The organism is Streptomyces sp. PH10-H1 (assembly GCF_030063355.1).
In the GTDB taxonomy this organism is placed as follows: domain Bacteria; phylum Actinomycetota; class Actinomycetes; order Streptomycetales; family Streptomycetaceae; genus Actinacidiphila.
Genome location: NZ_JASISZ010000077.1, coordinates 1 through 26460 on the forward strand (window position 1 = coordinate 1; position 26460 = coordinate 26460).

Here is a 26460-nt window from a genome sequence, read left to right on the forward strand (position 1 = left end):
GGGTACGGATTGCGACCACTCATCCCGCCACCCAAGCGAACCCCGAACGCCTGACCGGCAGAGACGCCCCAACGCCACCCCATCGAGCGACACCAAACCCGGCATTACAGTGCGAACCGCACTCTGAGAACGGGCCAGCGACTCCAACGCCCCCTTGGAGACGCCGTAGGCGCCGCTCTGGACGAACGCCCGGTGCGCCTGCTGGGAGGTGATGTGGATGATCCGCCCGAAGCCCCGTTGCGCCATGCCGGGCCCGAACCGCTGCCCCAGCAGGTGGGGCGCCTCCAGGTTCACCGCCATCGTGGTGTCCCACACATCGTCGCCCAGATCGCCCATCGGCGGCCGCAGATTGACCCCGGCGCAGTTGACGAGGATGTCGGGCTCCCCGAACGCCGCGGCCATCTCCTCGGCCGCGGCGCGCAGGCCTCCGCGGGTGCTCAGATCGGCGCTCACCCAGGCCGCCGGGCAGCCGTGGGCCGCCAGCTCGCCGACGGTGGCGGCGAGTTCCGCCTTCCCGCGGGCGACGACCACGACGCTGGCCCCTGCGCGCGCGAGGGCGCCGGCGATGGCCCGGCCGATGCCGGAGCTGCCGCCGGTCACCACGGCGACCCTGCCGTCCAGCGAGAAGAGTTCGGAGAGATAGACCTGCGACGTCATGCCCACACACTAAACGGCGTGCCCGCAGCACCAGCTCCCAGGCCGGCGCCGTCCGGGATGCGACGAGCGGAGGGCGGAGGTCCCGGCCTCTCCGAGGCGCTTCACACCGAAACGCCTCGACCGGGCTCCTCAGCCGGCGGGCGTCCAGCGACCCGGGCGGGAGCCGGTCCGGCGCGCAGCCGTTTCCTTTCCGTCGCGAGGAGGACGCCCATGGCGACGACCAACACAGCACCCACGGCGTCGAAGACCATCACCACCGGATACTGAGCGCCCAGGCGACGCGGCAGCGTGTTGGCGACCATGCTCAAGCCCATGAACAGCGGCAAGGTCCTCGCCACGTAGAGCCGGAAGCGCACCCTGGCGTCCGGTTCCGTGTTCCCCCGCGCGGACATCACAAGGCCGAAGCCTGTGGCGGCCAGGACGGTACCCAGGCCGATGACGCACCAGTCGGCGGTCTCCATAGCGGTGATCATCCTCTCCCTCGGCCGACGACGATAGTACCTCGCGGCAGAAACGCGAACGGCCTCCGTGGACGGTCGCTCTCACTGTCGGCTCAGCTCGGCGGCACGCTGATAGCCGACCGAATCCACCGCCTTGTTGACCGCACTCCCCGCGAAGCCGGACACCGCCCTCCCGTCCCACCGGGTCGGGCAGACCGATTCAAGGATTATCCCAGGTTTGTCCTTGGCCGGTCCGACACAGTGGGGCCGAGCAGGATTCGGCACCCATCACGAGGGACCACAAGTGCGGCCCGAGGCATCGGCCAACGATGTCTCCGACAGGACCCGCAGTGATGTGATGACACCGAAGACGGGGGTCTCGTCGGTGAGGCAGTTGAAGAAGCAGGAAAGTCGCGCGCCCGAGTCCGGTGGCGGGTCGGTGTGTCCGCCGTGGGGCGGGGGGCGGAGTGTGCTGGAGGGCGCGTTCGGACTGTTGAGGGCAGTGGAGCGGGCCGGGGAGGCGGGGCTGTCGAGGCTGGCGTCGGAGTGCGGGCTGCCCAAGACGACGGCATATCGGCTGCTGGAGCAGCTGGTCGGGCTGGGTGCGGTGGAGCGGTGTGGCGGCAGTTACCGCGTGGGTCCTGGGATGTTCCTGCTCGGGCAGGGATGGCAGCCGCATCCGGGACTGCGGTCCGTGGCACGGGAGCCGGTACGTCGTCTGGTGGGTGCCACGGGTGTGACAGTGGGGATCAGCGTGCTGTGGGAGGGGCAGACCCTGGTTCTGAACTGGGCGCCCGGTGAGGCGAATGATGTGCTCGGCTCGCTGCAGAACGGTGTGACCTGGCCGTGGTTCACCGCGGCGGGCAAGGTCCTGGTGGCCGCCGCGCATCCCGCCCTGCCGCTGGGGCCGATGCCCGGTTCCTGGCGGCAGGAGTCTGCGGAGATCCGGGAACGGGGGGTCGCGTTCGACCGGGAGGAGGTGGTGGAGGGGGTGTGCTGCGTTGCCGCGCCGCTGTACGGCGCGAGCGGTACCCCGGTGGCATCTCTGTGCGTGCTTGCGGATCCCTCACACAATCTGGAACGGCTCGCTGACGTCGCGCAACGGACCAGCCGGGCGATCAGCGCGGGGCTGTGCGGACGCCTCGGCCACAGGAGACCGGTGGGCTCAGGGCGCGGGCCCGGGCCGGCGAAACCACGTTGACCAGCGGGTGAGGTCGGCTCCTGTCGCGTGCGTGCGTGGGAAGGTAGGGACGTCACGTTCCTGTGAGGATCAGCGTTCACGACAGGGAGCCGATGAGCACGAAGTCCGAACGTCCGCGCCATCTGCTCAGATACCCCGGGATCACGTCCATCTGCATGATCGTGGTGGGACTGCTCGGGTTCCTCACGATGGTGCTGTACACCGTACCCAGCCACGCCAAGGTGACATCCGCCCTGACAAGCCACGGGGCCCACACGCAAGGCACCGTCACACGATGCGAGCAGGCCACCACCGATGAACACGGTGACCGCGGATTGACCAACTGCCGGGTGCGCTCCACCCCTTCGGGCGGCCATTCCGTCGAATCGCCGCTGGCTTTCGGATCGCATCTTCAGGGCGGCGAGGCGGTGGAGGTCGCGTACGACCCGGGGAACGTCGGAATCGTCGCTCTCCCTTCGGATCTGGGCTACTGGCCCACTTTGTACCGGAACTTCGGCGACATGCTGTTGCTGTTCATTGCGGCAGCGATGGTCCCCATGGGAATCGCGGGCCTCTTCCTCCGGAGGCTGCTCGCGTCCTTCATGAAGCGGTACACGGACGAATTCGGTGAAGTGGACCCGGCCGTCACGCAGTTCCTTACTCCGGACGTCGCTCAGGCCATGGCCCAGGCCTGGACCCAGCAGAAGCCTCCGGCGAAGTGAGTCGGACCGGACTGTCACCCAGAACCCAGTGCCGTGCGGGGCGGCGGTTCCTTTCCGAGTTCCTCGTACAGCCATGGGGGCAGCGGATCGGGCGGGAATCGAATGGATCCCGTGAGGAGGGCGTACGTCTGCTTGCGCGCCTCGGCGTTGGTCAGGGTGCCCGCCCGGTGCCGCTGGAGCGCATCACGGACCCGTTCCAGCTCGGGATCGGTCTCTTCCTCAGCTCCGGTGCCGGTGCCGGAATCGGTGCCGGACGGGACGGGAGGGGGAGGCTGGTCATCGTCCGGGTGGGCGGGGGCGGAGTCGAGGAACAGCTGGATCGCGGCTCGGCGCAGCAGTACCTCGGCTCGCAGCAAGGGAGAGACGGAGGAGGGATCGGGATCGGGATCGCGCACCGCGCGGGCAGCGCGGGTGAGGACGAGCTGGGCCTGTTCATAGGAGGCGGCCGCGATGTGGATGACGCTCAGGCCGATCAGCGACTTCAGCAAGTAGGGAAGGCTCCCTCTGCGTTCCCAGTGGTCGGCGGCGAGGCTTCGCAGCTCAACGACGGTGGCGGTGTCACCGATGTCCTCGGCGGCGCAGGCCCCGTTCTCGCAGGCGACGGCCGCGTTCCACCAGTGCTCGTCTGCCGCGTAGAGGGTCGCAGCCTGACGGCTCAACGCGATGGCGTCGAGCCGCTTCCCCGCCATCCGCTCCGCCAGCCCCCGTTCCAGCGCCGCCGACGCCTGCGCGTCCGTGTTCCCCCAGCGCTCAGCCAGTTCGGTCGCCATCCGGCCCCATCTCACGGCCTTGGCGGCATCGTTCGCGGTACGTGCCAGCAGGCAGTTGTTGTTCGCGATGGGAACGGCGGCCGCTTCCTGGCCGATCGCGGTCAACGTCGAGGCGGCCCGCTCGCCGGCTTCCAAAGCCGCAATGAATTCCCCCTGTTCCCACTGGAGCACGCTGAGTTTGAAGTCGGCCTCGGCGACCCGGGCGATCAGTCCGTGATCGCGCGCGATCCGGGCCGCCCGGCGGGCAGACTCCACCGCCAGGGGTCCGGCTTTGCCGCGCAGCGCATCCGCGTTCACGAGGCATGCCTTCACCGCCTCCTCCGGCTGCCCGTGCCGCAGGTGCAACTCGATACGCGTCTCATTGATCGCCACGATGCCGTCCAGCTCGCCGCGGGAGGTGTAGAGGACGTGCAGGGCGACCACCAGGTCCGTGGCGAGGTCGAGCCACTGCTCCTCCTCGGCCAGGCGCTCGGCGGCGTGAAAGCGGGTGGGGTCGAGCTCTCCCGACAGCTGGGCCTCCCCCGCCTGGTCGGTGATCTCGATCAGACGGTCCCGGAGATATGTCACGGAGCGGAACCGGAAGTCCCGCACCGTGGACTCCGGCTCCTCTTCCGCCAGCCGCTCCCCGGCGAAGAGCCGGACCAGGTCGAACAGCGTGAAGGTCGCGAGGAGAATCCCCGTGAAGGACCGGACGATCTCCGACTGGGCGAGACTGCGGTCCACCAGCCGGTTGAGCAGCAGTTCCTGGCGCAGCGGGGACGTGCTCAGGCAGTGCCCGAGTTCTCCGCCCGTCACCGCCGATCCGGGGGCGGCAGTGACCAGCCGGAAGGCCCGGCGGGCGGCCTCGTCCAAGTTGTCGTAGCTCAGTTTGATGGCGGCCCGCACCGCCCGGTCGCCCGCGTCGAGGTAGTCGAGCCGGGTGGTCTCCTCTTCCATGACCTGCACGAGGTAGTCCAGGGTGAGGTCGGGGCGGCTGGTCATTCTCGCGCCGAGCATTCGCAGCGCGAGCGGCACGTCGCCGCACAGGTACGCGAGCCGGTGTAGCAGGCCGGTCTCATGCGCACGCCCCTCGTCGCACAGGGCCAGCACGCGGACGGATGCGTCCCGGACGAGTGGTTCGACGCGGAAGACGAGCCCCGGGTGTGCGTAGCTCTGCACGCGGTCGCGGGACGTCACGATGATTCCGCACGTGGTGGGGGCTTTCACCAGCAGTGCGACATGGGCGGCGTCCAGCGCGTTGTCCAGCACCAGCAGGACCTGCCGGTCGTGCAGTTGCGCGGTGAACGCGGCGATCAAGCTGATGTCGTCCATGGTCTCGGAGCCGAGGTCGAGGCTCAGCGCCTCGGAGACGATCCTGACCACGGTGCGGACGTCCCGGCGGGCGCCGGGGACCAGGCCGTGGAGATCCACATGGAACACTCCGCCGGGGAACGCCGGGATCAGCAGGCGTGCCGCCTCGATGGCCACGGTGGACGTTCCGACGCCCGGCTGTCCCGAGAGGAAGGCGGTGGCCGCCTGATGCCTGGACATCCTCCGGTCGATCGCGCCGACAACGGTGGCGACGAGGTCCGTGTGGCCCGCCAGACAGGGCTCGGGGTCGGGGAGCCGGCACATCTGTACGGCGACGGCGGTCAGGCCGAGCTGGCGGTAGCCCATCGCGCCGCCGCCCGGCGGCGCGGCCGCCGAGGATGTGGAGGCGGCGGAGGCCGAAAAGGTCGCCGAGGCGGATGACGTCGACGAGGCGCCCGAGCCGGAGTGGCCGACCGGATGGGCCAGAACCGCCTCGACCGACGTCGACCGCAGCGGCGGCAGATGTGCGGCCACGGCATTGAGGAAGCCGGAGAGCGGGATCGTCCGCCCGTCCGTCAGCCCCTCGTGCAGCAGACGACGGCAGGCCTCGGACATGTCGGCGAACAGCTCTCCGGACACCTCATCGACGAGCACCCGGACCAGGGACGTCAGTAATCGCGAGGAGGCGGCGCTCCCATCGGGCCGGTCCGTGCCGCCGCTGAGCGGCTGCGCCCAGCGCCGTACGGCCTCGTCGTGCTGCGCCATGCGCGGCAGCAGTACTCGGGGATCCAGGCCCCGGGCGCGGATCCTGGCGCGGAAGTCGCGCACGGCCTCCTCACTGTGGATGCCGTCGTGCGCGGCTTGGGCGAGCAGCGACTCCACCACCTCGTCGAGTGCGCCGAGCCCGCGGCAGGAGTCGTCCAGGGCGGTGAGTACCTTGGCCGCCTCCAACGCCGCCTCGCGGGGGCCGCCCAGCGCGAGCGGCTCCTCCGGCAACCTGCTGGCGTCCGCTGCGGGCAGAGGGATGACCAAGGGGACGGACGCGCCGGGCGGCCGGGCGGAGTGGAGCGGTCGGGCGGAGTCGACCGCTCGGACGGAGAGGACGGAAGTCACCTCGTCGGCGAGGACCAGCCGAGGACCGACTGCAACTCCGGGAATCGTGGCCAGTAGTTGCGCCAAGTCCTCGATGCGGGCCACCCAGACCGAATCGCGCAGCCAGCCGTCCGCGCTGTTGTAGCGGGCCGAGACGACTCCGACGACCAGGTTGTCCGACAGCCGCAGCACGGGCGCGCCGCTCATGCCGGGCACCACCGAGGACGACGCGAGCCGCCCCAGCGCCACGTGAGTGTCGCGTACCGTCCCGCCCTGCCAGGTGCCGGTGGCGTCGAGGTGCCGGTAGTCGTGCCCGGGGTCGTCCACCGCGGACACGCCGGTGACCACCACATCGGTCAGTAAGGTGACCGTGTCCGTGTGCGCAAGCCCCGCGACCGTTCCCCGCAGAGGCGCCGCCCTGCGCAGTGCGGCAAGGTCGCGCGCCGCGTCGACCGCCACCACCTCCGCCTGGGCGGGTGCCGCGGAACCGTTCAGTGCGTCCGACGCCACCCGCGCCCCGATCCGATCGCACCCCAGGTCGGCCAGGACATGGCAGGCCGTCACGACGATGCGGGGCGCCACCTGGAAGCACGTGCCCACCGCCGCACCGTCCAGATCGAGAATCCGCCCCAGAAACCCCGGAATCCGCAGGTCACGGGTCACGTCCCCCACATCACTCCCGATGCTGTCCCGTCCCGCACGCCTACGGCACCGACGCCGGTTGCGGCGCCGGCTGCGGATGTGGATGCGCCTGTGCTGCTTGGTACATCACTTTGATCACCAGGGACGCCTCGCCCGAGGTACCGGCCACGACGACATTGCCCTGCGCGGAGAACTTCAGTCCGAACTCCACTTCCACCTGCTCCGGACGGATCGCGCGGTCGCCCAGCCGCTGGATCGCCTCCGCGGTCGATGAGGCAATCTCCACGATCGCATCGCGTGCGTGATCGAACGCGTCCACCACCCGCCCGCCCGCGTCCTGGAGCCTCGAGGTGGATTCCGATCCGGCGGCGGCGACCGTCTCCACCAACAGATCGACGTCACCGACGCGCCCGGGAAGCATTCGACTCGCCATACGGCCAACCTGCCACATCTGCCCGCGTCTTGTGGATACAACGGATACAACGCAACCCGACCAGGGCCCCTGGCCCCCGACCGGGGACCCGCGCGGGACCGCTGACGGATCAGGGCACAGGCAGTCCCGGAATGGAGAGGACAAGCATGGATCTTCTTCCCTTCGCTGCGGCCCACGCGGTCACCGTGGCGAGCTGGCCGGCCTCTTCCTCGGAGGTCGCCATGTGGTGCGGGCAGCAGGAGTTCCCCCTCCCCGCGCAGACGGTCGCCGCATGGCAGCAGGACGACGACCTGCGGGATGCGGGTCACCGAGCGGACGGCACCCAGGAGGCAGAGGAGGGCGAGAAGGGCGGCGGTCAGTCCGGGGGCGACGAAGTGCAGCATCTGTTGTGCCCCCTTGCGGTCCTGACCCACGCTGCCGATGCCCGCGGCGATCATGCCCGGAGTCCACAGCAGCATCCAGCAGGCGATCAGCAGACCGGCCGGCGCACGTCCGGTGCGGCCCGCGGAACTCGCCCGGGATACGTCACCGACCACCATCGGGCCCAGCACGAATCCCGCCAGCGGGATGAACCAGGCCCCGATCGCCCAGCCGGAGGACCACTGCGGGTCGGCCCCCGGGATCAGGTCGGTGTTGAGGCGCGCCCCGTGGAGCCAGACCACGAAGGTGATCCCGATGGCGAAGTTGCAGCACCACGGCGATCATGATGCTCAGATGGGTGGCCACCACCGTTCCCGCCATGTCGCGGGCATCGGTGTACGAGCCCATGTCCAGGTGGCTGAGGGGCACCTTGTATACGTAGAGGTGCCACCAGCGCACCGCCGCCGCTGTGATCAGCAGTAGCGCGGCTCCCGCTGGGGCAACTGCACCAGCCGGGGAGAGCTATTGGCCTCGTGCGAGCTCCGGTTCGAGGCTGGCGCGGGTGACGGGCTGTCCGCAGTGATCGCAGACGTAGTGGGCGTCCAGGCTGTGCCCGCAGTCGTGCCGAAGCGTCAATGCGGACGGTTCCCCTGCCCACTTGTCACCCCAACGGAACAGCGAAAGCATCACCGGAAACAGTTCCAGGCCCGCTTCGGTGAGGTGGTATTCGTAGCGCGGCGGATGTTCGCTGTACTGGCGCCGCTCAACGATGCCGGCGGTTTCGAGCTTACGCAGCCGGTCGGCGAGGATGTCGCGCGAGGCGCCGGTGAAGCCGGCGATTTTCGAGAAGCGATGAACGCCGTAGCCCATTTCGCGGATGGCCAGCAGGGACCACCGCTCGCCCAGGACGTCCATCGACGCGGCGATCGGGCACGGCCTGACCGCAACGGGCTGGTCCGCCATGACCGACAGTGCGCCATTCCCTTCGCTCTTCCCTGTCTTCTCCATTCCCCCAGCCTACTCTGTTGTTGTTTCCAACCCACTCATGTAGCGTCCGCTCAGTAAGTTGGACATCGCAACACACCGCCTGCCGAGGGACACCATGACCACGTCGGAACCTGCCCCCGCCGAGACAGCGGACGAATCGAGTCCCGGCGCTGCTGCGGCACTTACTCCGTCACAGGCAAGTGCGGCCAAGCGGCACGCACGGCGGGTGCTCGCTCTGGGCAGCCTCGGGGTGTTCATGGTGTTCCTGGACACCACGATCGTGAACATCGCGTTCGAGACGATCAGCCACAGCTTCCACACCACCACCGGCCACCTCGCCTGGGTGCTCAACGCCTACAGCCTGGTCTTCGCGGCCATGCTCATCCCCGCCGGCCGGGTGGCCGACCGCTACGGACGCAAGCGGACATTCCTGATCGGACTGGCCGGCTTCGCCGCCATGAGCGCCCTGTGCGGCATCGCGCCGAACATCTCGATCCTCATCGTCGGCCGTGCCCTGCAGGCCGTATTCGCGGCGTTCGTGGTCCCGACCTCGCTGGCCCTGATCCTGCCCGAGTTCCCGGCCAACCGGCGTCACGTCGCCGTCGGCACCTGGGGCGCGATGGGTGCCGCAGCGGCAGCCCTCGGTCCCACCCTGGGCGCACTGCTCACCCAGTACGCCTCATGGCGGTGGATATTCCTCGTCAACGTACCGATCGCCGCGCTGATCATCCTGTTCGGCGTTCGCCTGCTCCGCGAGACCGTCGACCCCCATGCCGCGGGTATCCCCGACCCGATCGGCGCCCTGCTCATCGCCGCCATGCCGGCGCTTCTCAGCCTCGCTATCATCGAGGGCCCGGCCTGGGGCTGGTCCGACCCCCGGGTGATCGGCGCATGCGTTCTCGCCGTGGCGTTGCTGCCCGTCTTCCTGTGGCGATCCTCGGTCGCCGCCCATCCGGTGATGGACCTCTCCCTGTTCAAGGTCCACCAGTTCCGCCTCACCAACGCCGCGACCCTGCTGTTCGCGACCGCGTTCTACGGGATGCTGCTCGGCAACGTCATCTTCCTGCAGACCGTATGGCACTACTCGGTTCTCGCCGCCGCCCTTGCCGGCGCCCCCGGCCCCCTGGTCGTCACCGCGATCGCCCGCTCGACCAGCAGGCTGGCCGCCGCTATCGGCCATCGTCCTGTGCTCCTGGCCGGCGCGGCGTCCTGGGCGGTCGGTTCAGCAAGCTTCGCGCTTCTGGTCGGCAACTCACCGCATTGGGCCACTCATTGGCTCCCCTGCACGCTGCTCATCGGTCTCGGCATCGGACTGACTCTCCCCGTCCAGTCCGGCGCCGCGGTCGCCGCGCTGCCGGCGGCCCGCTACGGAATCGGCTCAGCCATCAACTCCAGTTTCCGACAACTGGGCGCCGTGCTCGGCATCAGCCTCTTCGTCGCAGTACTGGGCACCCCGACCCCGGCCAGCGCCCTGAACGACTTCCGCCACACCTGGTGGGTCTTCGCGGCGGTGGGCCTGGCCAGCGGCGCCGTACTGCTCCTGCCGCAACTACGCCGCGACCCCGCACCAGCGGCCCAGCCGAGCTGACCGCCACGACCGCCCAGCCGCTCGGCGCGCCCGGCCGGAGCGTGGAGCCCGCCTCGGACTGCGTTACCACCCAGGCGGTCCAGGAGGTCCGGTCGGCGCCCTACGACTGCCCTTGCTTGCGAGCCATGAGGTAGGCCTGCTGGTTCTTCTCGGCCCTCTCGGGCTCGCGCAGCAGCCGAGCGTGCACGGCGAACCCGGCCTGACTCAACAGCTCTTCGACCCAGTCGGGCGGCAGCCGGTAGGCATCGAGCGACACCGCGTGGCCGTATGCCTGCTCGAAGTGCCGGCGCTCGTCACCGACCTGGAAGGCGAGCAGCAGGTGGCCGCCCGGAGCCAGCACCCGGTGGAACTCGGCGAACACCACCGGCAATCGCTCCGGTGGGGTGTGAATGATGGAGTACCAGGCGACAATGCCGGCGAGGACGCCGTCCGCCAGATCCAGGGCGGTCATCGAACCCTCGTCGAACCGCAGGTCCGGGTGGTCCCGACGGGCCACCACGACCATCTCCGGCGACAGGTCGACGCCGAAGGCGGACAGCCCGAGAGCGTCCAGGTGCGCCGTCACCCGGCCGGGGCCGCAACCGAGATCGGCGACCGGCCCGGTACCGGTGGCCTCCACGAGTTCGGCGAACGTGGCCAGCATCGCCCGGTCCAGCGGCTTGGCCGCGAGTTCGGTGCGCAAGAGCTCGGCGTAGTCGACGGCGACGATGTCGTACGCCGCCCGGGTGGCGCTCAGGTAGGAAGGTTCAGTCATAGGCGAGGACAATAGTGCGCTGCCCGAGCCCGTCTCCCCCCGGTCCTTCCAACGTCAGCTGGCGTGTGCGCAGGTGCTTGCCGACGGACTTTTTGCGTCATCCTGTTTCCGTGAGAAGCGTCACGGAACCATGCCAATGCAGACGTATTTCCTGCCAAACTCCTTGAGCGCCGTCGATCTTCCCGCCTCAAGCAGCTCTGGCAAGTGCCACGAGCAATATCCACGCCATTCAACTTTGTACATTCATGCATCGATTGTCCGATATGCAGCCAACCCCTCCCCGGCGCCTACCGGGACCCCGATCCGGACTGCCAGCATGCCCACGGGCGATCATGAACTCTCGATCACCCGCGAAGAAGCGTTACTCCTGGGGCAGTTGCCACAGGAGACGATCCAAGGGGGATTGTGCATGTCTGACCTCACCCGCCGCCGTGTCCTGCGCCGCGGCGCCATGGCCGTGGCCGGGGCCGCATTTACCGCGACCGCGCTGTCCACGCCGGTGGCTCTCGCCGCCCGACGCGGCGATGAGCCCGAAGCCGGCGGTGCCCGCTCCGCGGGAAGCGGCGGACCCGCAGCGTTCGACGAGATCTACCAGGGCCGCCGTATACGGGGGCAGGCCACGCACGGAGGCGGGCACCACCACGGCGGCCCCGGATACGCCGTCCTCATCGACGGCAAGGAGCTGCACGTGATGCAGAACGCCGATGGCACGTGGATCAGCGTCATCAATCACTACGAGACCTTCACCAGTCCGCGCACCGTGGCCCGCGCCGCCGTGAAGGAACTCCAGGGCGCCACGCTCGTTCCGATGAGCTGAATTCCCCGCGTAAGCGCGTAAGAAGGAGAGAAGTACTTCCATGGCAGTCCGCAAGAACCAGGCGAACCTCACAGCCGCCGAGAAGCGCGATCTAGTCGGCGCGCTGCTGGAGCTCAAGCGCAGCGGCCGGTACGACGGTTTCGTCAGCACGCACAACGAATTCATCGTGTCCGACACCGACTTCGGAGAACGGGTCGGCCACCGCTCGCCGTCGTTCCTCCCCTGGCACCGCAGGTTTCTCCTGCAGTTCGAGCAGGAGCTGCAGCGCATCAACGCGTCGGTCACCCTGCCCTATTGGGACTGGACGGTGGACCGCACGGCCGGCTCCTCCCTGTGGGCGGCCGACTTCCTCGGCGGCACCGGCCGCGGCAGCGACGGCCAGGTCACCAGCGGGCCGTTCGCCTTCAGCACCGGCAACTGGCCGATCAACATACGCGTCGACAACCGGAGATACCTGCGCCGTTCGCTCGGCGCGGCGTCCCGGCCACTTCCGACCGGGCCGGAGGTGGACTCCGTTCTCGCCATGACGGTGTACGACACCGCGCCCTGGAACAGCACCTCCGACGGGTTCCGCAACCATCTGGAGGGCTGGCGCGGCGTCAATCTCCACAACCGCATCCACCTGTGGGTCGGAGGCCAAATGGCCACTGGGGTCTCCCCCAACGACCCGGTCTTCTGGCTGCATCACTGTTATATCGACAAGTTATGGGCCGACTGGCAGCGCAGAAACCCGGGGTCCGCCTATGTGCCCGCTGCGCAGACGCCGAACGTCGTCGACCTCCACGAGGCGATGAAGCCGTGGAACGACACCACTCCGGCCGACATGCTCGATCACACGTCCCACTACACCTACGCCTGATGCGGACATCACCCGTCCCGTGTCCGTGGTAGGCGCCGGCTGGGCAGGCCGGGCAGGTCTCTGAGGCGCGGCACTGTGGTGCCGACGCGCCACAGCGCCACAGCGCCGCAGTGCCGCAACGCCGACGTATCGGCTCGCAGCTGCGCGGGAATTCCCATGTTGAACACGTTCAGATCACGGCGTACAGTCCGCCGCGAAGCACATGATTGAACGTGTTCAACATGGGGGTGGGTGCGATGACGGCACTGGTGAACCTGATCGTCATGCTCGGCATGATCGTCGTGATCCCCATGGGGCTCACCTTGATCGACGGACCGGGGCTCACCACGCTCCGCAGACTCTGGCCGCTCGCAGCCGCCGCCGGCCGCGACCACCCGGCTCCACCGTCCGACATACCGCTCGTAAGCCGCGCCAACGGCCCACACCTCACCACCCACGCCTTCGGCCCGGACAGCTGAACAACCGCAGTCGCCCCAGCTTCCATATTCAGCTCAGCACCACAACCGATGCGCCGAGCGCACCTGCCCGATGGAATGACGCGCGTATCGCCTTCGCTGGAGAAATACCGCGGTCAATCGGCTTGCGTGAATTCTTCCATAGCCGACACCAAGGCGTCGTTTCGCTGAATGGGTCCGGCGGTGGCCCACCCCCTCCCACCGCGCGGTATCCCCCGGATGGCCGCATCCTGGATGTATGGAGGATTCTCTGCCGGTGGTGGTGTTCCCGCCGGTGAACGGTGCGCGCCGGGTAAGGATTCGCGGCGAGGACGTGGGGCGCGCCTACCGGCTGGCGGATCTGTTGGAATTCCTTCGCCGGGCCGGCATGGACGAGCAGGAGATCGAAGAGACCAAGCTGATCGACTGGCGCGGCGGCGGACCGGAGAAGTGGGCCGGCTGAGTCCACTCGTCAGCTCGGGCCGGGGCCCGGTGAGGCGTCCGCCTTTTCTCCGTCGGCCTTTTCGGCGTCGGCCTTTTCGGCGTCGGGGTGGTTGTTGGTCCAGGCGGGTTCGCCGCGGCGGACGGCACCGGCGGCCCGTCCGGCGGGTCGGTATCCCTTGCGTTCGGAGGAGGTCAGCTGCCAGGGGACGCTGATGACCATGACCCCGGGGGTGAACAGCAGCCGGCTCTTGAGCCACAGGGCGGACTGGTTGTGCAGGAGGTTCTCCCACCAGTGGCCGACGACGTATTCGGGGATGAACACGCTGACCACATCGCGGGGGCTGGTGCGGTTGACCGCGCGCACGTACTCCACGACCGGCCGGGTCACTTCCCGGTAGGGCGATTCCAGGGTCTTGATGGGCACGTTGATCCCGTAGGCGTCCCACTGCTCCTGCAGGGCGTTGGCCTCGTCGCGATCGACGGCGACGGTGAGGGCTTCCAGCGTGTCGGGGCGGGTGGCGCGGGCGTAGGCCAGCGCCCGCAGCGTGGGCTTGTGGACCTTGGAGACCAGGACGATGCCATGCACCCGGGCGGGCAGCACCGCCTGGTCGGACACGTCGGTGATGGCGAGTTCGGCTGCGGTGTTGTCGTAGTGCCGACGGATTCCGCGCATCATCAGCCACAGCAGCACCGCGGCGATCACCGCGAGATAGGCGCCCTGGGTGAACTTGGTGGCCAGCACGATCACCAGCACCAGGCCGGTGACCAGCGCCCCGAGACCGTTGATCGCCCGCGCGGTGTGGTGGCGGCGGCGCAGCGCCGGGTCGGTCTCGGTGCTCAGGGTGCGGTTCCAGTGCCGGACCATGCCGGTCTGGGACAGGGTGAAGGAGGTGAACACGCCCAGGATGTACAGGTGGATGAGGTTGGTGACCGAGGCGTGGAAGGCCCACAGCAGGCCGCCGGCGACCACGGCCAGCGCGACGATGCCGTTGGAGAACGCGAGGCGGTCGCCGCGGGTGTGGAGCTGGCGGGGCAGATAGCGGTGCTGGGCCAGGATCGAGGACAGCAACGGGAAGCCGTTGAACGCGGTGTTCGCGGCCAGCACCAGCACCAGCGCGGTGGCGGCCTGGATGAAGAAGAACCCGACGCTGTGGTCACCGCCGAAGATCGCCGCAGCGAGCTGCGCGATGACGGTCCGCTGCGGAGTGGTGGCACAGTCGCCTGCGACCCCCGTCAGGTCACAGGTGTTCTCGGTGATGTGGACCTTGGCGATCATTGCCAGCGCGGTGATGCCGGAGAACATCACCACCGCGATGATGCCCATGGCGGCCATCGTGCTCGCGGCGTTCTTCGACTTCGGTTTGCGGAAGGCGGGCACTCCGTTGGAGATGGCCTCCACCCCGGTCAGCGCCGTACAGCCGCTGGAAAACGCCCGAAGGGCGAGCATCAGCAGGGCGAACCCGGCGAGGTTGTCGTGCCCGGGATCGGCGTGGATGCCGTAGGCCGCGGACTCCGCCACCGGTGCGTCGCCCAGCATCCAGCGGATGAAGCCGGTGGCGCACATCAGAAGGACACCGGCGATGAACAGGTACGTGGGCGCGGCGAACACCCGCCCCGACTCGCGCACCCCGCGCAGGTTGACCGCCGCCAGCAGGGCCACGAACACCACGGCCATCACCGTCCGGTACTCGTTCAGCGCCGGGAGTGCGGAGATGATGTTGTCCACCCCCGAGGCGACCGACACCGCCACCGTCATCACGTAGTCCACCAGCAGCGACGCGGCCACCACCAACCCCGCGGACGGCCCCAGGTTGGTGGCCACCACCTCGTACGACCCACCGCCGGAGGGATAGGCGCGCACCACCTGCCGATAGGACAGCACCACCACGGCCATCAAGGCGACCACCGCTATCGCGACCCACGAGGCCAGGTACAGGTAGGCCAGTCCGCCCAACGTCAGGACGAGCAGGATCTCCTGCGTGGCGTACGCCACCGACGACAGCGGGTCGGAGGCGAAGATCGGCAGCGCCAGCCGCTTGGGCAGCAGCGTCTCCTGCAACCCCTCACTCGGCAACGCCCGACCGATCACCACACGCTTGACTGCATCCACGAATTTCGGCACGCAGGGAGCGTAAAGGCACGTCAAGTACGACGATCGCCGCTGCGCGGCCGTGGAAACCGCCTACGGCGGTCAATCGGTCCAGGACACCCGGGTCACACACCTCGAAACGGTCCGTAGTGGACACTTTGTACCTGTTTGTACCCAGGTCGGCCGTCAGAACTCTTAACGTAATCCATACGGCCTCCCAGTTGGCCACGACCGCCCCGAGCGGCACGACGGAGCGGCGGTCGAGGTCGAGGAGATACCGGTGGTGCCCAGGAACGGGCCGATCGCCGGATGGGAGAGCAGCCCCTCGTAGACGGTGTCGCCGCACGATGCGGTCTCCGCGAGAGACGGCGGAATAGACAGCACGTCTGCGCTGACGACGAATACCGGCCTTCTTTCCGCCGGTGATGTCGATGACGTACCGCGGAGGTCGAGCAGCCCGAGAGCTCGTATCGGGTCCGGCCTGCGACTCGTCGGAACGGGGCACATCCCGAGGAGAACGACGGTATCCAGCCGGCCGAGGGGATTCACTTTGTCAATCCTTGAATCGGTCTGCCGGACCCGGTAGGACGGGGGGCGGTGTCCGGCCTCGGGGGGAGCACGGTCAACATGGCGGTGGAATTCGGTGTGCTCGGCAGCATCGAGGCCAGGATCGACGGCCGGCCGGCGCAGTTGGGCCATGCCCGGCAGCGCGGTGTGCTGGCGGTACTCCTGGTGGACGTCAACCACCCGGTGACCACCGATCAGCTGATGGACCGGGTCTGGGGAGATCGCATTCCCCAGCAGGCGCGCGGCACCCTGCACGGCTATCTCTCCCGCCTCCGACAGGCCCTGGCCGCCACCGGCGAAGTGAAGATCGCACGACAGCACGGCGGCTACGTCCTCACGACCGCCGACACCGCGACCGTGGACCTGTACTCCTTCCGACGGCTGATCGCGCAGGCCCGCACCAGTGCCGACGACCATCGCGCCGCGACCCTGTTCGAACAGGCCCTGCGGCTCTGGCGCGGGGACGCCTTCGCCTCCATGGACACCCCCTGGATCAACGCCCTGCGCGACACCCTGGACCAGGAACGGCTCGCGGCCCAAATGGACCTGGTCGACCTCCAGCTGCGCTTGGGACACCACACGGCGGTGCTGCCCGAGCTGTCGGCCCGCACGGCCGCACAGCCGCTGGACGAACGCCTCGCCGGCCAACTGATACTCGCCCTGCACCTCAGCGGCCGCCCCGCCGACGCCCTGGCCCACTACCAGCACACCCGGCGCCGATTGGCCCAGGAACTCGGCATCGGCCCCGGCCCGGCGCTCCGCGATATCGAGGCCACCGTCCTGCGGCAGGACACCGCTGCCGTTCCGCCCCCTCCCCCGCCCCCAGCGCGGGCACGGCCGAGCACCACCCCGGCCCAACTCCCGCTGGCCATCGCGACCTTCACCGGCCGCGAGCTCGAACTCGCCCACCTGGACGGCCTGCTCTCCGGCCCGGACCGCGCGCGGCCTCCCGCGGTGGTCATCTCGGCGGTGTCCGGCACCGCCGGAGTGGGCAAGACCGCGCTGGCCATGCACTGGGCCCATCGGGTCGCCGCGCGCTATGCCGACGGGCAGTTGTACGTGAATCTGCGCGGCTTCGACCCCCGCGGACTGCTGGTGGACCCTGCCGACGCGCTGCGTGGGTTCCTGGCGGCGCTCGGGGTCCCCGTCCAGCGGATACCGGCCGGCCTGGACGCCCGCGCCGCTCTCTACCGCAGTCTGCTGACCGGCAGACACGTGCTGGTGGTCCTCGACAACGCGCGGGACGTCGAGCAGATCCGCCCGCTGCTGCCCGGCTCGCCAGGGTGCCTGGTCGTGGTGACCAGCCGCAACCAGCTCACCCCGCTGGTCGTGGCCGAGGACGCCCACCCGCTGACTCTGGATCTGCTCTCCGTCGCCGAGGCTCACGACCTGCTCACCCGTCGTCTGGGCGCCGGCCGCACGGAGGCCGAGCCCGACGCCGTAACCGAGATCATCACCCGCTGTACCCGGCTCCCCCTGGCCCTGGCCATCACCTCCGCCCGCGCCGCCACCCGTCCCGCGCTACCGCTCTCCGCCCTCGCCGCTGAACTGCGCGCCGCGGCCGGCGCACTCGACGCCTTCCACGGCGATGACCCGGCCAGCGATGTGCGGACGGTGTTCTCCTGGTCCTACCGGGCTCTGAGCGCCGACGCCGCGCGACTGTTCCGATTGCTGGGCCTGCACCCCGGCCCTGACATCACGGCAGCCGCATCGGCCGGACTGGCCGGCGTCCCCCGTGACCGGGCACTGCGCTCGCTCGCCGAACTCACCCGCGCGCACCTGCTCACCGAGGACGTCCCGGGGCGGTACGCCTTCCACGACCTGCTCCGGGCCTACGCGGCCGAGCTGGTCGCCACGCAGGACAGCAACGACGCCCGGCACACCGCGGTGCACCGAATGCTCGACCACTATCTGTACACCGCCGTATCCTGCGCCCGGCTGATGAACCTCCACTGGGACCCGATCCCTCTTCCCCGGCCCCAGCCCGGTGTGGTCCCCGAGACGGTGGCGGATCACGATGCGGCCCTGGTCTGGCTGACCGCCGAATATCCCGTGCTGCTCGCCGTCATCGAGCAAGCCGCCGGCTCCGAGTTCGACACCCACCGCTGGCAACTGCCCCAGACGCTGACGGACTTCTTCGAACGCCGCGGGTACTGGCACGACTGGGCCGCCGTCCAGCGCGGCGGCCTGGCCGCGGCGCACCGGCTGGCGGACCGGCTCGCACAGGCACAGATCCATCGCGGGCTCGGCCGCGCGCACATGTGGCTGGACCATCACGACGAGGCGCGCGCGCACTACGAACAGGCCCTCACGGCGTTCCAGGATCTCGACGACCGGGTCGGCCAGTCGCGCACCCACCACAACCTCTGCCAGATGGCGGACATGCGGGACCTGCCCGAGGCCGCGCTCATCCACGCCCAGCAGGCCCTGGAACTGATCCGGCCGACCGGCGACATGTCCGGAATCGCCAAGCAACTCAGCACGGTCGGCTGGTGCCACGGCGTGCTCGGCGACCACCGGCAGGCCCTCGCCCACTGCCAAGAGGCGCTCACCCTGCAGCAGGAACTCCGCGACCACAGCCAGCAACTCGCCACCTGGGACAGCATCGGCTACGCGCACCACCACCTCGGCGACCACCGGCAAGCCGTCCACTGCTACCTCAAGTCCTTGAGCCTGAGCCGCGACATCGGTGACCGCCACGGCGAAGCCAACGCGCTCACCCACCTGGGCGACGTCCATCACGCCGCGGGCAGCACCGACGCCGCCCACACGGCGTGGAAGGCGGCCCTGATCATCCTCGACGACCTCTCCCACCCCGATGCCGGCCAGATCCGCGCCAAGCTCGACGACGGGTAGCCCTTCGCGAAATGGGGGCCGCCCGGTCCGGCGTCGCGGGTCAGTCAGCTCACATTCAGTGCCGTGTCGTCGATGACGAACGATGTCTGCAGCTTGGAGCCTTCAATGCCGGTGGACTTGATGGTGACGGTCTGCCCGGCGTACGCACTGAGATCGAAGCTGCGCTGTGTGTAGCCGCCGACCGCGTTGAGGTTCGAATAGCCGGCCAGGGTGCTCAGCACGGTACCGCTGCCGTTCACCACCTGGGCCTTGAGCGTGTCGTACGCGGTGCTGGTGGTGGTCTCGGCGGTGTCGATGTGCAGGGCGAAGCCGAGGGTGGCCGCGCAGCCGGAGGGTATGGTCACCGACTGGGACAAGGTGTCGGTGTGGGCGGCGCCTTTACCGCCCAGCCACGCTTTGTAGGAGCCGGACTGGGCGGGCTCGCCGCTGCTGTTGGTGATGACGCCGCTGGTGGCGGACCAGACGCTGCTGCCGGACTCGAAGCCGGGGTTGCCGAGCAGCTGGGCGGCGGTGCAGGTACCACCCCCGCCGCCTCCCCCGGTGCCGGTCGCGCCGAAGAGCCATTCGGTGGCGTTCAGGGCGACGGCTGCGTTGGTCGCGGAGGAGTCGTTCCAGCCGTCGTAGAGCGTGTTGCCCGGCTGGCCGGTACCGTCGTCGATCGGCGAGCTGTCGCCCCAGACCGCTACGCGTCCGCTGCCGAAGGTGCTGGTGGCGAAGAAGGCACCGGTGGTGCCGGAGGAGCTGTAACCGGTACGCCAGAGCAGGCCCTTGACCGCGGAGTTGTCGGCCGGCTTGAGGGTGAACGTCGTGCCGCTGGCGATGAGGCTGCCCGTCACCTTGCCGAACGAGCCGTTGAGCACCGGGTTGGTGGCGTCACTGATCGCCTTGGGGTGGTCGGAGCTGATGCTCAGCGTGTCGACGGAGAGGCCGAACGGGCTGGTGCCGTAGGTGATGGTGCTGCCCGAAGTCAGCGTGTCCAGCGTGTAGTTGCCCGTCTTCTGCAGCGCTACGCCCCAGGAGGAGAGGGCGCCGGTCCAACTGGACTCCGAGGTGGGATTCGGGTTCTGCCCGAGCGGACCTTCTGGATCCGAGCATCCGGCATACCTCAATGAGGGGGTGGTCAGAGGCGGTGCGGGCGTCAGTCTTCGCGCGTAGAACAGCGCCCGGAGGTCAGCCGGGCGACGCGCACTTGAACGGTACATGACAAGCTTGTGATGCGGCAATGGTCAGCCGACGGCTCCCCGTTGGGCAAGGCCGCACAAACCGGTACCGGCGCGTCCCCTGCCGGCCTCCGGCGGGTCGGCGACCTCGACCAGGAACTCCACCGCTCCCTGCCCCGGCTTCGGGGACTGACCCGCCACCAGCCGGTTGCCCCAGGGATCGCCCAGCATTTACAGCATTTCGTGACTGGCGGTCAGCGACCAGCTGTCGCTGTACTCGATCAGCGAGAACGGCTGTCCGTTGCTGTCCATGTGGACACCTGCCGCGCCCGGTTGGCCGATGTCGTCCCTGACGATCATCGGCCAGTAGCCGACGGGCACGTCGTCGAGTTTGTCGAAGGCGTCGACCGTGACAGGTATCTGCCACAGCGGGCTGAAGTCCCGGATGGCCTGCTTCTGCAGTGCCGCGGCCACCCGATTGAGCCGGGACGGAGTGATCTGAGTGGTCTCGGCGACCGGGGCGAGTTGGGTGACCAGCATGTGGGTGTCCTGTGCTCTCTGCTCAGTGCCGCTGGTGCGGTCGCACCAGCGGCACAGGTGACACGAAGAGTGGGTCAGTCAGGTCAGCAGTTCGGAGAGCTGGGCTCCGTAGGTGCTGGGCAGATTGAGCTCGCTGGCGAGAAGGGCCAGAAAAGCGGCGTCGTCGGATGCGGTCAGGGCATCGAGGGTCAGCGGGACCAGTCCGTCCTGCTGGGCGGGCTGTGCGCTGATCTCCGGACCTGTCGCCTGCGGGGAGGTGCCGCTCGACGCCAGGCGGGGGCGCAGCTCCGCGCCGGTGGGCTGGATCTCGTCGAGTGCCAGCTGCCAATGCACGCCGCCGTCCGGACGCGCCGTCAGATGCGGGTGGGCCGCACTCTCCGCCAGGGCCGGGAGGTCGGCCAGAGCCTTCGTGAGCCGGCTGGTCGCCTCGGCCAGCGTCACCCCGGCGACGACGGGGTCGGCGGAGGCCTGCTGCAGGTTGAGCACGTGATCACCGGGGACCCCGGGGGCCGGGTCCTCCAGCGGCACGCCAGGGGCCAGAGCCTGCATGAGGTGCCGGGTGCCGTAGCGGGCGACACCGTCGATGGCGACCAGGGTGATGTCCGTGTCCCGGGCGTCGATCAGGGCACCGTAGGGATCGCCCTTGGTTCCGGCGATGGTGAGCAGGTCGGCGCGCATCCCGGGCTGCAACGACCCGAGGACTTGTTCCCAGCGGAGGATGGTGGCCGCATCCCGGGTGGCCATGGCGACCAGCTCGCGGTCGGAGAACACGTCTCCGCCGGCCGTGGAGGCCAGACGGGCGGCTTTGAGTTCTCCCAGCAGCCCCTTGCTCCCCGAGATGGCCCAGTCCGACCCCAGTCCAATGCGGAGACCGGCCCGTTTGGCGGCTGCGATGTCCGCGGTCTTCCCGTAGAGCAACAGGTTCGACAGCGGTGACCACACCATCGAACCGCCGTGGGAGGCAAGGATCCGGAAGTCCTCGGCGGTCAGCGCGGTGCAGTGTATGCCGACCAGGTTTTCGGTGATCGCCCATTGGCCCGGCTGGTACTCCAGGGCTTGGAAGTGAGCGCGGGCGGCGGCGTCGGTGCCCTCGGCCAGGTGCAGCAGCAGCCGGTGCGGCTGCCGCAGCCGGGCCAGGAACCGTTCGGCGTTCGTAGCCTCGACATCAGCGATCCGGGAGCCGGCTTCCGGCAGTGCGGGGTCATCGGTCTGCTCGACGTTGCGGACGATGCCCCGGTACATCCGGCGGGCTCCGGCGTTACTGAACAGGGCGATGCCCTGGCTCGTCGTCGTCCCGTTGACCAGAGCTTTGGCCTCGACATAGCGGACCACGGCCGGCATCAGGTGGGGATCCTGGCCGAGCACCGTCATGGGGCCCGTCACGAGGCGGTGGTATTCGGTGTTCCCGCTGCCGCCCCACTGCGACCGGTTGCTGTACCGCTTGGGCACCGGCCACAGTTGCAGCACGTCGTACGGCAGATGGTTGTGCAGTTCTATCAGCCCGGGATAGATGGTCCCGCCGCTGTCGACCGGGACGATGTGCTCGAACCCCAGTGGTGCGGGCGCCCGGGCAGGCTGTATCGCCTCGATCGTGCTGCCACGTATGTAGAGGACACCGTCGTCCACAACGGAGTTACGCGGGTCGAGAGTGACAAGCCGTCCTCGCAGCGCGAACCGCGACTCGTCCGGGGCATCTGCTGGGGGCGGCATATGTGCATCCCTTCGCCTCGCCCACAAGGGGCGACAACCGCAGCGGGTGAACCATTACCTCCGAGCCACAATGCCGCGACTTCACCGAGATGTCATTATTTGTGAGATATGGTCGTCCGCATGGAGTAGGAGCCCCACGTGCATGACTTCGACCCGGGCTACGCCCACGAGCCGTACGCAACTCTGGCCCACACCTACCCGGGCCCGGAGACCTACCCGGCCAAGGAGTTCCGAGTCGAGTGGGGTCCGATCTTCCACCGCGGACGCCTCGACGGCACCGCGCGCGTCCTGGTCATCGGCCAGGACCCCGCCGCCCACGAGGCCATCACCCGGCGCATCCTCGTCGGCACCGCCGGCCGCCGCTTTCAGGGCTTCCTTGGCAAACTCGGCATCGACAGCAGCTACGTCATGGTCAACACGTATCTGTACAGCGTCTACGGCCAGAACGCCGGCAACGCCCACGCCACTGACCCCGCCATCGCCGCCTACCGTCATTCCTGGCTCGACGCCGTTACGGCCCACAACCCGATCCAGGCCGTCATCGCCCTCGGCGGCTTGGCCGACACCGCTGTCAGCACCTGGCGGACCACGCCGTCCGGCGCCACCTACACCGGCGCCTACCAGCACATCCTGCACCCCACCTACCCCGACAGCGCCGCATCCTCCGGCACCGACCCGGCCCAGGCGATGGCCAAGCTCCTCACCAACTGGAACGCGGCGCTCGACGCGCTCCACGGCACGGTCACACCTGACACCGACCGCCCCTTGACCCATTACGGCAGCACCCTGGCCGCCGCGGACCTCGGCACCATCCCCGAAGGCGATCTGCCACCGGGCCTCCCCGCATGGATGCGCTCCGACGAGGCCTGGGCTGCCCGCCAGGGAACCACTCCAGCCGAAAAACGCGCCACCATCCTCGTGCAGATCCCGGCGGACCAAAGGCCGTTCTGACGCCGGGTGGCCGACTGATCGGCCCCGACCTGGTCAACGCGCAGTCTCGATACCTCGGGCACGCGGGGTGTGGTGTCGACTTCACGCCGTGAGGTCACGGTCTACGACGATGGATCGCCTGTGAACGCAGGCCCCAGCAGGGACCAGCTGCGGTCGTCGCCCCAGATGGAGAACGAGTCCACATATGGTCGCAGCAACGCCGTGAGTTCTGCGTCGCCCCGATGGTTGAGTTCGTCCGACGCTATCTTTCGCGCGACTCCGGCGAGGAAGTCGGCAAGCTGAACGCGTGGATCCGAGCGTGAGTCGACGAACGTCAGGCTGGTCAATCGACCTCGGGGCGACGAGGCGAGATGCGCAGGGTGCGGCTTTCCGAATACTTCCTTGAGCCATGCAATGCGCTCTTCCGTCAACGCGTTCTGCCGATCGTGGACGATCGAAACGGGCCTTCCGCCTTCACCCCAGTAGGCGACGGTCTGGACGATGGCTGGAATCATCGGGTCCAGTGCCGGAATCATCTTCGGGTTGTCGAAAATCTGCGCCCGGAAAGCCTCAGCGCGTGGCCGGGCCTGCCGCATCAGTTCCATGATCTCGCCAATCCGGTCCCCCGCGCCGGCCAGGCACAGGACGTCGACCACGCGAAAGAACGAGTCGACCGGCGTCTTCACGTCCCAACGGTTCTTGGCACGCATCAGGCCGATGGACGCTTCCAGAAAGTCCCGCCACTGTTCACTCCCGAACGTACGCTGACCCTCGCGATACAGTGTGACAACCATGGCCTTGGCGCGTTGATCCTGGCCCGGACTTGCACTTGTCGCGTGCTCGGCTTCTCCAATGAGCAGGTCGACAACTCTGCCGACGACAAAGAATTGCTTGTCGGTCAGATGTACGTGAGCGTTTCCGTGGATTGGCCCCGATGGCCCTAGCAGCCAGGTAAGGACCGGTCGATGCTTCTCTCGGAGCAGATGATTCGCCTTGTATTCCTGCGCCGGAGAACGCACTCGATTCCGTATCTCCTGGATGTGATCGGCCGCCGACTCGGAGGTCAATTGCACGCCGGCATGTGCGAACACATCAGTATTTCCACCGATGAGATTCTCGCCATCAGAACCGGACTCGTCGCAGGCGACCTCAAGGGGTTGGGCGGTTGCCACCGCCTGCACCGGGTCGGCGTGACCGCCTGACCCCGGGGTCGGACTCTGCGCCATCGAAGTCTCCATCGCACCCCAGCAGGTTCACGAACATCCTGGCAATCATCGGCGATACGCGCGGCATCCACCACGTGTTTTCAATGGAGCGCGCGCTCTCGCCGCACTGGCGTGCGCACGGGCCCGGGCCGTCGTGAACGCCGCCGAGTCCCTCGACGCCACCGGCCGTTCCGGCGATGCGGTGTTCTCGTCGCGCTACATCCTCACCCACATGATCGAGGAGTACGCACGGCCCAACGGCCAGGCCGACCTGCTCCGGGAGTGCATCGACGGAACCAGTTCCAAACGTCGTCCTGTTCCGCTCGATCCCGCCTGGCGAGAGCACGGCGAGGGTTATGGACTGGGGCCGGCGCCACTTTCGTGGAGGTCCGTGATGAGGAGGTCCGTGATGAGGAGGTCCATGATGCAGTCCCGGCCAGAATTCCGTGTGCGCCGTGTCTACGATCCACCGGAAGCGGCCGACGGCCTGCGGGTACTGGTGGACCGGTTGTGGCCGCCCCGGATGCGGTGCGAAGCCGCTGGCCGAGAACGTCCGCACCTTCGAGCTGGCGGCCGCTGCCGAGGCCGCGGGTTTTCGCGCCTGCCTGCGATGCCGTCCGTACCGGATCGCCGGCCCCATCGGGCCGCACTCACCCGAGCTCGTGTGCCGCGCGGTGCAGCTCATCATCGAGGGCGCACTGGACGAGGGCACGGAGGCCGCCCTCGGCGCGCGCCTCGCGGTCTCGTCGCGCCACCTGCGGCGCCTGTTCAACGACCACCTCGGTGTGACCCCCGACCAGCTGGCACGGTCACGGCGTGCCCACTTCGCCCGCCGCCTCCTGGACGACTCCGAACTGACCGTCGCGGATGTGGCGTTCGCGTCCGGGTTCGGGAGTCTGCGCTCGTTCAATCGCGACATGCGCGAGGTGTTCCGGGCCTCGCCCGTCGAGCTGCGCAAGCGCCGGCGGCGGGCCGACCGGCTGGCCGCTGACGGTGGTTTGACGATGCGGCTCCCGTTCCAGCCGCCGTTCGACTGGGACAGCATCGTCGCGTTACTCGCTGAGCGTGCGGTACCAGGTGTGGAGTCGGTCGAGGACCGGGTGTACCGCCGCACGATCAGCCTGGACGGCGGAGCGGGTGTGCTGGAGGTGCACCCCGGTGGCGCGGACCACCTGCTGCTCCGTGCCCACCTGCCGTACGGGGAGGGGCTGATTCACGTCGTGGAACGAGCGGGCCGGATGGTGGGGGTCGATGCCGACGCCGGTCCCGCCGTGGCGCACCTCGCCGGCGATCCGACGATCGGGACGCTCGTGACCGCCCGGCCGGGAATCCGTGTGCCGGGCGCCTGGGGCGCGCTCGAGGTGGCCATCCACGCCATCGTCGCCCAGGATGGCGACCTGGCCCAGGCCAGGGCGCGCATGGGGACGCTGGTGCAGAACTTCGGGCAGCCCGTCCCCGGCCTGGACCACGGGCTCACGCATCTCTTCCCTTCCGCCGACGTACTGGCGGCCGGGGACCTCGCAGCAACCGGCCTCCCCCCGACGACCGCTGATGCCGTCCGGGCGCTCGCGGCCGGCGTGGCCGCGGGCGATGTCGTCCTCGACAGCAGCATCGGGCTGGCCGACCTCGTGGACTCCCTGACCGCGATCCCCGGAATCGGGACGACCGCGGCACACCAGGTCGCGCTCAGACTCGGCCAGCGCGACGCGTTCCCCGCGTCGGATCCGTACGTCCGCTGGGCCCTCCGCGCCCTCGATGCCTCCGGTCCGGCGGAGGAGATCACCTCAAGATGGCAGCCATGGCGCGCCGTCGCGGCAACGCACCTGGTCGCCTACGCCGCATCCGCGCCATCACCGGGATCGCCGGCATCGTCGGGATCGCCGGCATCGGCATCTGCGGCCCACGTCTCGGCGAGCCGTCGATGACCGGGACGC

Annotated in this window: 22 protein-coding genes and 2 pseudogenes; 11 read left to right on the forward strand and 13 right to left on the reverse strand. The window is 68.9% G+C overall.

The annotated features are described in order from the left end of the window. Nucleotides 1–657, reverse strand: a 657-nt coding sequence (locus tag QMK24_RS32970) for an SDR family NAD(P)-dependent oxidoreductase (protein ID WP_283470537.1), incomplete at its 3' end; no start/stop codon positions are given. A gap of 101 nt (nucleotides 658–758) precedes the next feature. Next, nucleotides 759–1118 carry a hypothetical protein gene (locus QMK24_RS32975; RefSeq protein WP_283470538.1) on the reverse strand — a complete coding sequence of 120 codons (360 nt, stop codon included), beginning with the start codon at nucleotides 1116–1118 and terminating at the stop codon, nucleotides 759–761. A 337-nt stretch (nucleotides 1119–1455) separates the two neighbouring features. Between QMK24_RS32975 and QMK24_RS32980 the strand changes: the two genes are divergently transcribed. Both QMK24_RS32980 and QMK24_RS32985 read left to right on the forward strand, forming a co-directional pair. Then, nucleotides 1456–2298: an IclR family transcriptional regulator gene (locus QMK24_RS32980; protein ID WP_283470539.1), complete on the forward strand. Its 843-nt coding sequence runs from the start codon at nucleotides 1456–1458 to the stop codon at nucleotides 2296–2298. Between the two features lie 92 nt (nucleotides 2299–2390). Then, nucleotides 2391–2999: a DUF3592 domain-containing protein gene (locus tag QMK24_RS32985; protein WP_283470540.1), complete on the forward strand. Its 609-nt coding sequence runs from the start codon at nucleotides 2391–2393 to the stop codon at nucleotides 2997–2999. 14 nt (nucleotides 3000–3013) lie between these two features. On the opposite strand, the gene QMK24_RS32990 is transcribed toward QMK24_RS32985, so the two are convergent. The 4 genes and pseudogenes from QMK24_RS32990 to QMK24_RS33000 all read right to left on the reverse strand — a co-directional run bounded on the left by QMK24_RS32990 (nucleotide 3014) and on the right by QMK24_RS33000 (nucleotide 8594). Then, nucleotides 3014–6814: a trypsin-like peptidase domain-containing protein gene (locus QMK24_RS32990; protein ID WP_283470541.1), complete on the reverse strand. Its 3801-nt coding sequence runs from the start codon at nucleotides 6812–6814 to the stop codon at nucleotides 3014–3016. Between the two features lie 40 nt (nucleotides 6815–6854). After that, complete coding sequence (locus QMK24_RS32995) at nucleotides 6855–7214, reverse strand: CU044_2847 family protein (protein WP_283470542.1); 360 nt, start codon at nucleotides 7212–7214, stop codon at nucleotides 6855–6857. A gap of 320 nt (nucleotides 7215–7534) precedes the next feature. Then, nucleotides 7535–7903: pseudogene (locus QMK24_RS42020) on the reverse strand (DUF4328 domain-containing protein); the annotation flags it as partial. Between the two features lie 205 nt (nucleotides 7904–8108). Further along, the gene (locus QMK24_RS33000) at nucleotides 8109–8594 is read right to left on the reverse strand and encodes a winged helix-turn-helix transcriptional regulator (RefSeq protein WP_283470544.1); all 486 of its coding nucleotides are present in this window, start codon (nucleotides 8592–8594) and stop codon (nucleotides 8109–8111) included. A gap of 94 nt (nucleotides 8595–8688) precedes the next feature. Between QMK24_RS33000 and QMK24_RS33005 the strand changes: the two genes are divergently transcribed. Further along, nucleotides 8689–10161 (forward strand): MFS transporter, encoded by a 1473-nt coding sequence (locus QMK24_RS33005; protein ID WP_283470545.1) that lies wholly within the window; start codon nucleotides 8689–8691, stop codon nucleotides 10159–10161. 100 nt (nucleotides 10162–10261) lie between these two features. Here the strand turns inward: QMK24_RS33005 and QMK24_RS33010 are convergent, their stop codons facing one another. Next, nucleotides 10262–10915, reverse strand: coding sequence for a class I SAM-dependent DNA methyltransferase (locus QMK24_RS33010; RefSeq protein ID WP_283470546.1), 654 nt, complete (start codon nucleotides 10913–10915; stop codon nucleotides 10262–10264). Between the two features lie 409 nt (nucleotides 10916–11324). Here QMK24_RS33010 and melC1 point away from each other — a divergent pair, with 409 nt between their 5' ends. From melC1 to QMK24_RS33030, 4 genes are all read left to right on the forward strand, one after another. Then, complete coding sequence (gene melC1, locus QMK24_RS33015) at nucleotides 11325–11732, forward strand: apotyrosinase chaperone MelC1 (RefSeq protein WP_283470547.1); 408 nt, start codon at nucleotides 11325–11327, stop codon at nucleotides 11730–11732. A 40-nt stretch (nucleotides 11733–11772) separates the two neighbouring features. Continuing rightward, complete coding sequence (melC2, locus tag QMK24_RS33020; RefSeq protein ID WP_283470548.1) at nucleotides 11773–12591, forward strand: tyrosinase MelC2; 819 nt, start codon at nucleotides 11773–11775, stop codon at nucleotides 12589–12591. Nucleotides 12592–12827: 236 nt separating this feature from the next. After that, on the forward strand, nucleotides 12828–13049 hold the full coding sequence (locus tag QMK24_RS33025) for a hypothetical protein (RefSeq protein ID WP_283470569.1): 222 nt from the start codon (nucleotides 12828–12830) through the stop codon (nucleotides 13047–13049). Between the two features lie 235 nt (nucleotides 13050–13284). Then, complete coding sequence (locus tag QMK24_RS33030; protein WP_283470549.1) at nucleotides 13285–13488, forward strand: hypothetical protein; 204 nt, start codon at nucleotides 13285–13287, stop codon at nucleotides 13486–13488. Nucleotides 13489–13497: 9 nt separating this feature from the next. Here QMK24_RS33030 and QMK24_RS33035 read toward each other — a convergent pair whose 3' ends face one another. Next, nucleotides 13498–15591 carry an APC family permease gene (locus QMK24_RS33035; protein ID WP_283470550.1) on the reverse strand — a complete coding sequence of 698 codons (2094 nt, stop codon included), beginning with the start codon at nucleotides 15589–15591 and terminating at the stop codon, nucleotides 13498–13500. A gap of 594 nt (nucleotides 15592–16185) precedes the next feature. Between QMK24_RS33035 and QMK24_RS33040 the strand changes: the two genes are divergently transcribed. Then, nucleotides 16186–18981: an AfsR/SARP family transcriptional regulator gene (locus tag QMK24_RS33040; protein WP_283470551.1), complete on the forward strand. Its 2796-nt coding sequence runs from the start codon at nucleotides 16186–16188 to the stop codon at nucleotides 18979–18981. Nucleotides 18982–19025: 44 nt separating this feature from the next. On the opposite strand, the gene QMK24_RS33045 is transcribed toward QMK24_RS33040, so the two are convergent. The 4 genes from QMK24_RS33045 to QMK24_RS33060 all read right to left on the reverse strand — a co-directional run bounded on the left by QMK24_RS33045 (nucleotide 19026) and on the right by QMK24_RS33060 (nucleotide 22391). After that, nucleotides 19026–20090 (reverse strand): hypothetical protein, encoded by a 1065-nt coding sequence (locus QMK24_RS33045; protein ID WP_283470552.1) that lies wholly within the window; start codon nucleotides 20088–20090, stop codon nucleotides 19026–19028. 117 nt (nucleotides 20091–20207) lie between these two features. Further along, on the reverse strand, nucleotides 20208–20372 hold the full coding sequence (locus tag QMK24_RS33050) for a hypothetical protein (RefSeq protein ID WP_283470553.1): 165 nt from the start codon (nucleotides 20370–20372) through the stop codon (nucleotides 20208–20210). Beyond that, nucleotides 20373–20681, reverse strand: a complete 309-nt coding sequence (locus QMK24_RS33055) for a hypothetical protein (RefSeq protein ID WP_283470554.1) — start codon at nucleotides 20679–20681, stop codon at nucleotides 20373–20375. It lies immediately after the preceding gene. Between the two features lie 78 nt (nucleotides 20682–20759). Then, complete coding sequence (locus QMK24_RS33060; RefSeq protein WP_283470555.1) at nucleotides 20760–22391, reverse strand: amidohydrolase family protein; 1632 nt, start codon at nucleotides 22389–22391, stop codon at nucleotides 20760–20762. A 138-nt stretch (nucleotides 22392–22529) separates the two neighbouring features. Between QMK24_RS33060 and QMK24_RS33065 the strand changes: the two genes are divergently transcribed. Further along, on the forward strand, nucleotides 22530–23342 hold the full coding sequence (locus QMK24_RS33065) for a uracil-DNA glycosylase family protein (protein WP_283470556.1): 813 nt from the start codon (nucleotides 22530–22532) through the stop codon (nucleotides 23340–23342). A gap of 101 nt (nucleotides 23343–23443) precedes the next feature. Here QMK24_RS33065 and QMK24_RS33070 read toward each other — a convergent pair whose 3' ends face one another. Next, complete coding sequence (locus tag QMK24_RS33070; protein ID WP_283470557.1) at nucleotides 23444–24547, reverse strand: DUF3800 domain-containing protein; 1104 nt, start codon at nucleotides 24545–24547, stop codon at nucleotides 23444–23446. 10 nt (nucleotides 24548–24557) lie between these two features. Between QMK24_RS33070 and QMK24_RS42025 the strand changes: the two are divergent. Next, nucleotides 24558–25019, forward strand: a pseudogene (locus QMK24_RS42025) (mycothiol transferase); the annotation flags it as partial. Beyond that, nucleotides 24982–26451 (forward strand): DNA-3-methyladenine glycosylase 2, encoded by a 1470-nt coding sequence (locus QMK24_RS33080; protein ID WP_283470558.1) that lies wholly within the window; start codon nucleotides 24982–24984, stop codon nucleotides 26449–26451. The pseudogene QMK24_RS42025 and the gene QMK24_RS33080, both read left to right, overlap by 38 nt. The last annotated feature ends 9 nt before the right edge of the window (nucleotides 26452–26460 follow it).

What these genes read in the sequence shown, in the direction of transcription:
- QMK24_RS32975 (WP_283470538.1), bottom strand. Translation starts at nt 1,118, where the DNA reads ATGGAGACCGCCGACTGGTGCGTCATCGGCCTGGGTACCGTCCTGGCC.
- QMK24_RS32980 (WP_283470539.1), top strand. Translation starts at nt 1,456, where the DNA reads ATGACACCGAAGACGGGGGTCTCGTCGGTGAGGCAGTTGAAGAAGCAG.
- QMK24_RS32985 (WP_283470540.1), top strand. Translation starts at nt 2,391, where the DNA reads ATGAGCACGAAGTCCGAACGTCCGCGCCATCTGCTCAGATACCCCGGG.
- QMK24_RS32995 (WP_283470542.1), bottom strand. Translation starts at nt 7,214, where the DNA reads ATGCTTCCCGGGCGCGTCGGTGACGTCGATCTGTTGGTGGAGACGGTC.
- QMK24_RS33000 (WP_283470544.1), bottom strand. Translation starts at nt 8,594, where the DNA reads ATGGAGAAGACAGGGAAGAGCGAAGGGAATGGCGCACTGTCGGTCATG.
- QMK24_RS33005 (WP_283470545.1), top strand. Translation starts at nt 8,689, where the DNA reads ATGACCACGTCGGAACCTGCCCCCGCCGAGACAGCGGACGAATCGAGT.
- QMK24_RS33010 (WP_283470546.1), bottom strand. Translation starts at nt 10,915, where the DNA reads ATGACTGAACCTTCCTACCTGAGCGCCACCCGGGCGGCGTACGACATC.
- melC1 (WP_283470547.1), top strand. Translation starts at nt 11,325, where the DNA reads ATGTCTGACCTCACCCGCCGCCGTGTCCTGCGCCGCGGCGCCATGGCC.
- melC2 (WP_283470548.1), top strand. Translation starts at nt 11,773, where the DNA reads ATGGCAGTCCGCAAGAACCAGGCGAACCTCACAGCCGCCGAGAAGCGC.
- QMK24_RS33025 (WP_283470569.1), top strand. Translation starts at nt 12,828, where the DNA reads ATGACGGCACTGGTGAACCTGATCGTCATGCTCGGCATGATCGTCGTG.
- QMK24_RS33030 (WP_283470549.1), top strand. Translation starts at nt 13,285, where the DNA reads ATGGAGGATTCTCTGCCGGTGGTGGTGTTCCCGCCGGTGAACGGTGCG.
- QMK24_RS33040 (WP_283470551.1), top strand. Translation starts at nt 16,186, where the DNA reads ATGGCGGTGGAATTCGGTGTGCTCGGCAGCATCGAGGCCAGGATCGAC.
- QMK24_RS33050 (WP_283470553.1), bottom strand. Translation starts at nt 20,372, where the DNA reads ATGCTGGGCGATCCCTGGGGCAACCGGCTGGTGGCGGGTCAGTCCCCG.
- QMK24_RS33055 (WP_283470554.1), bottom strand. Translation starts at nt 20,681, where the DNA reads ATGCTGGTCACCCAACTCGCCCCGGTCGCCGAGACCACTCAGATCACT.
- QMK24_RS33060 (WP_283470555.1), bottom strand. Translation starts at nt 22,391, where the DNA reads ATGCCGCCCCCAGCAGATGCCCCGGACGAGTCGCGGTTCGCGCTGCGA.
- QMK24_RS33070 (WP_283470557.1), bottom strand. Translation starts at nt 24,547, where the DNA reads ATGGCGCAGAGTCCGACCCCGGGGTCAGGCGGTCACGCCGACCCGGTG.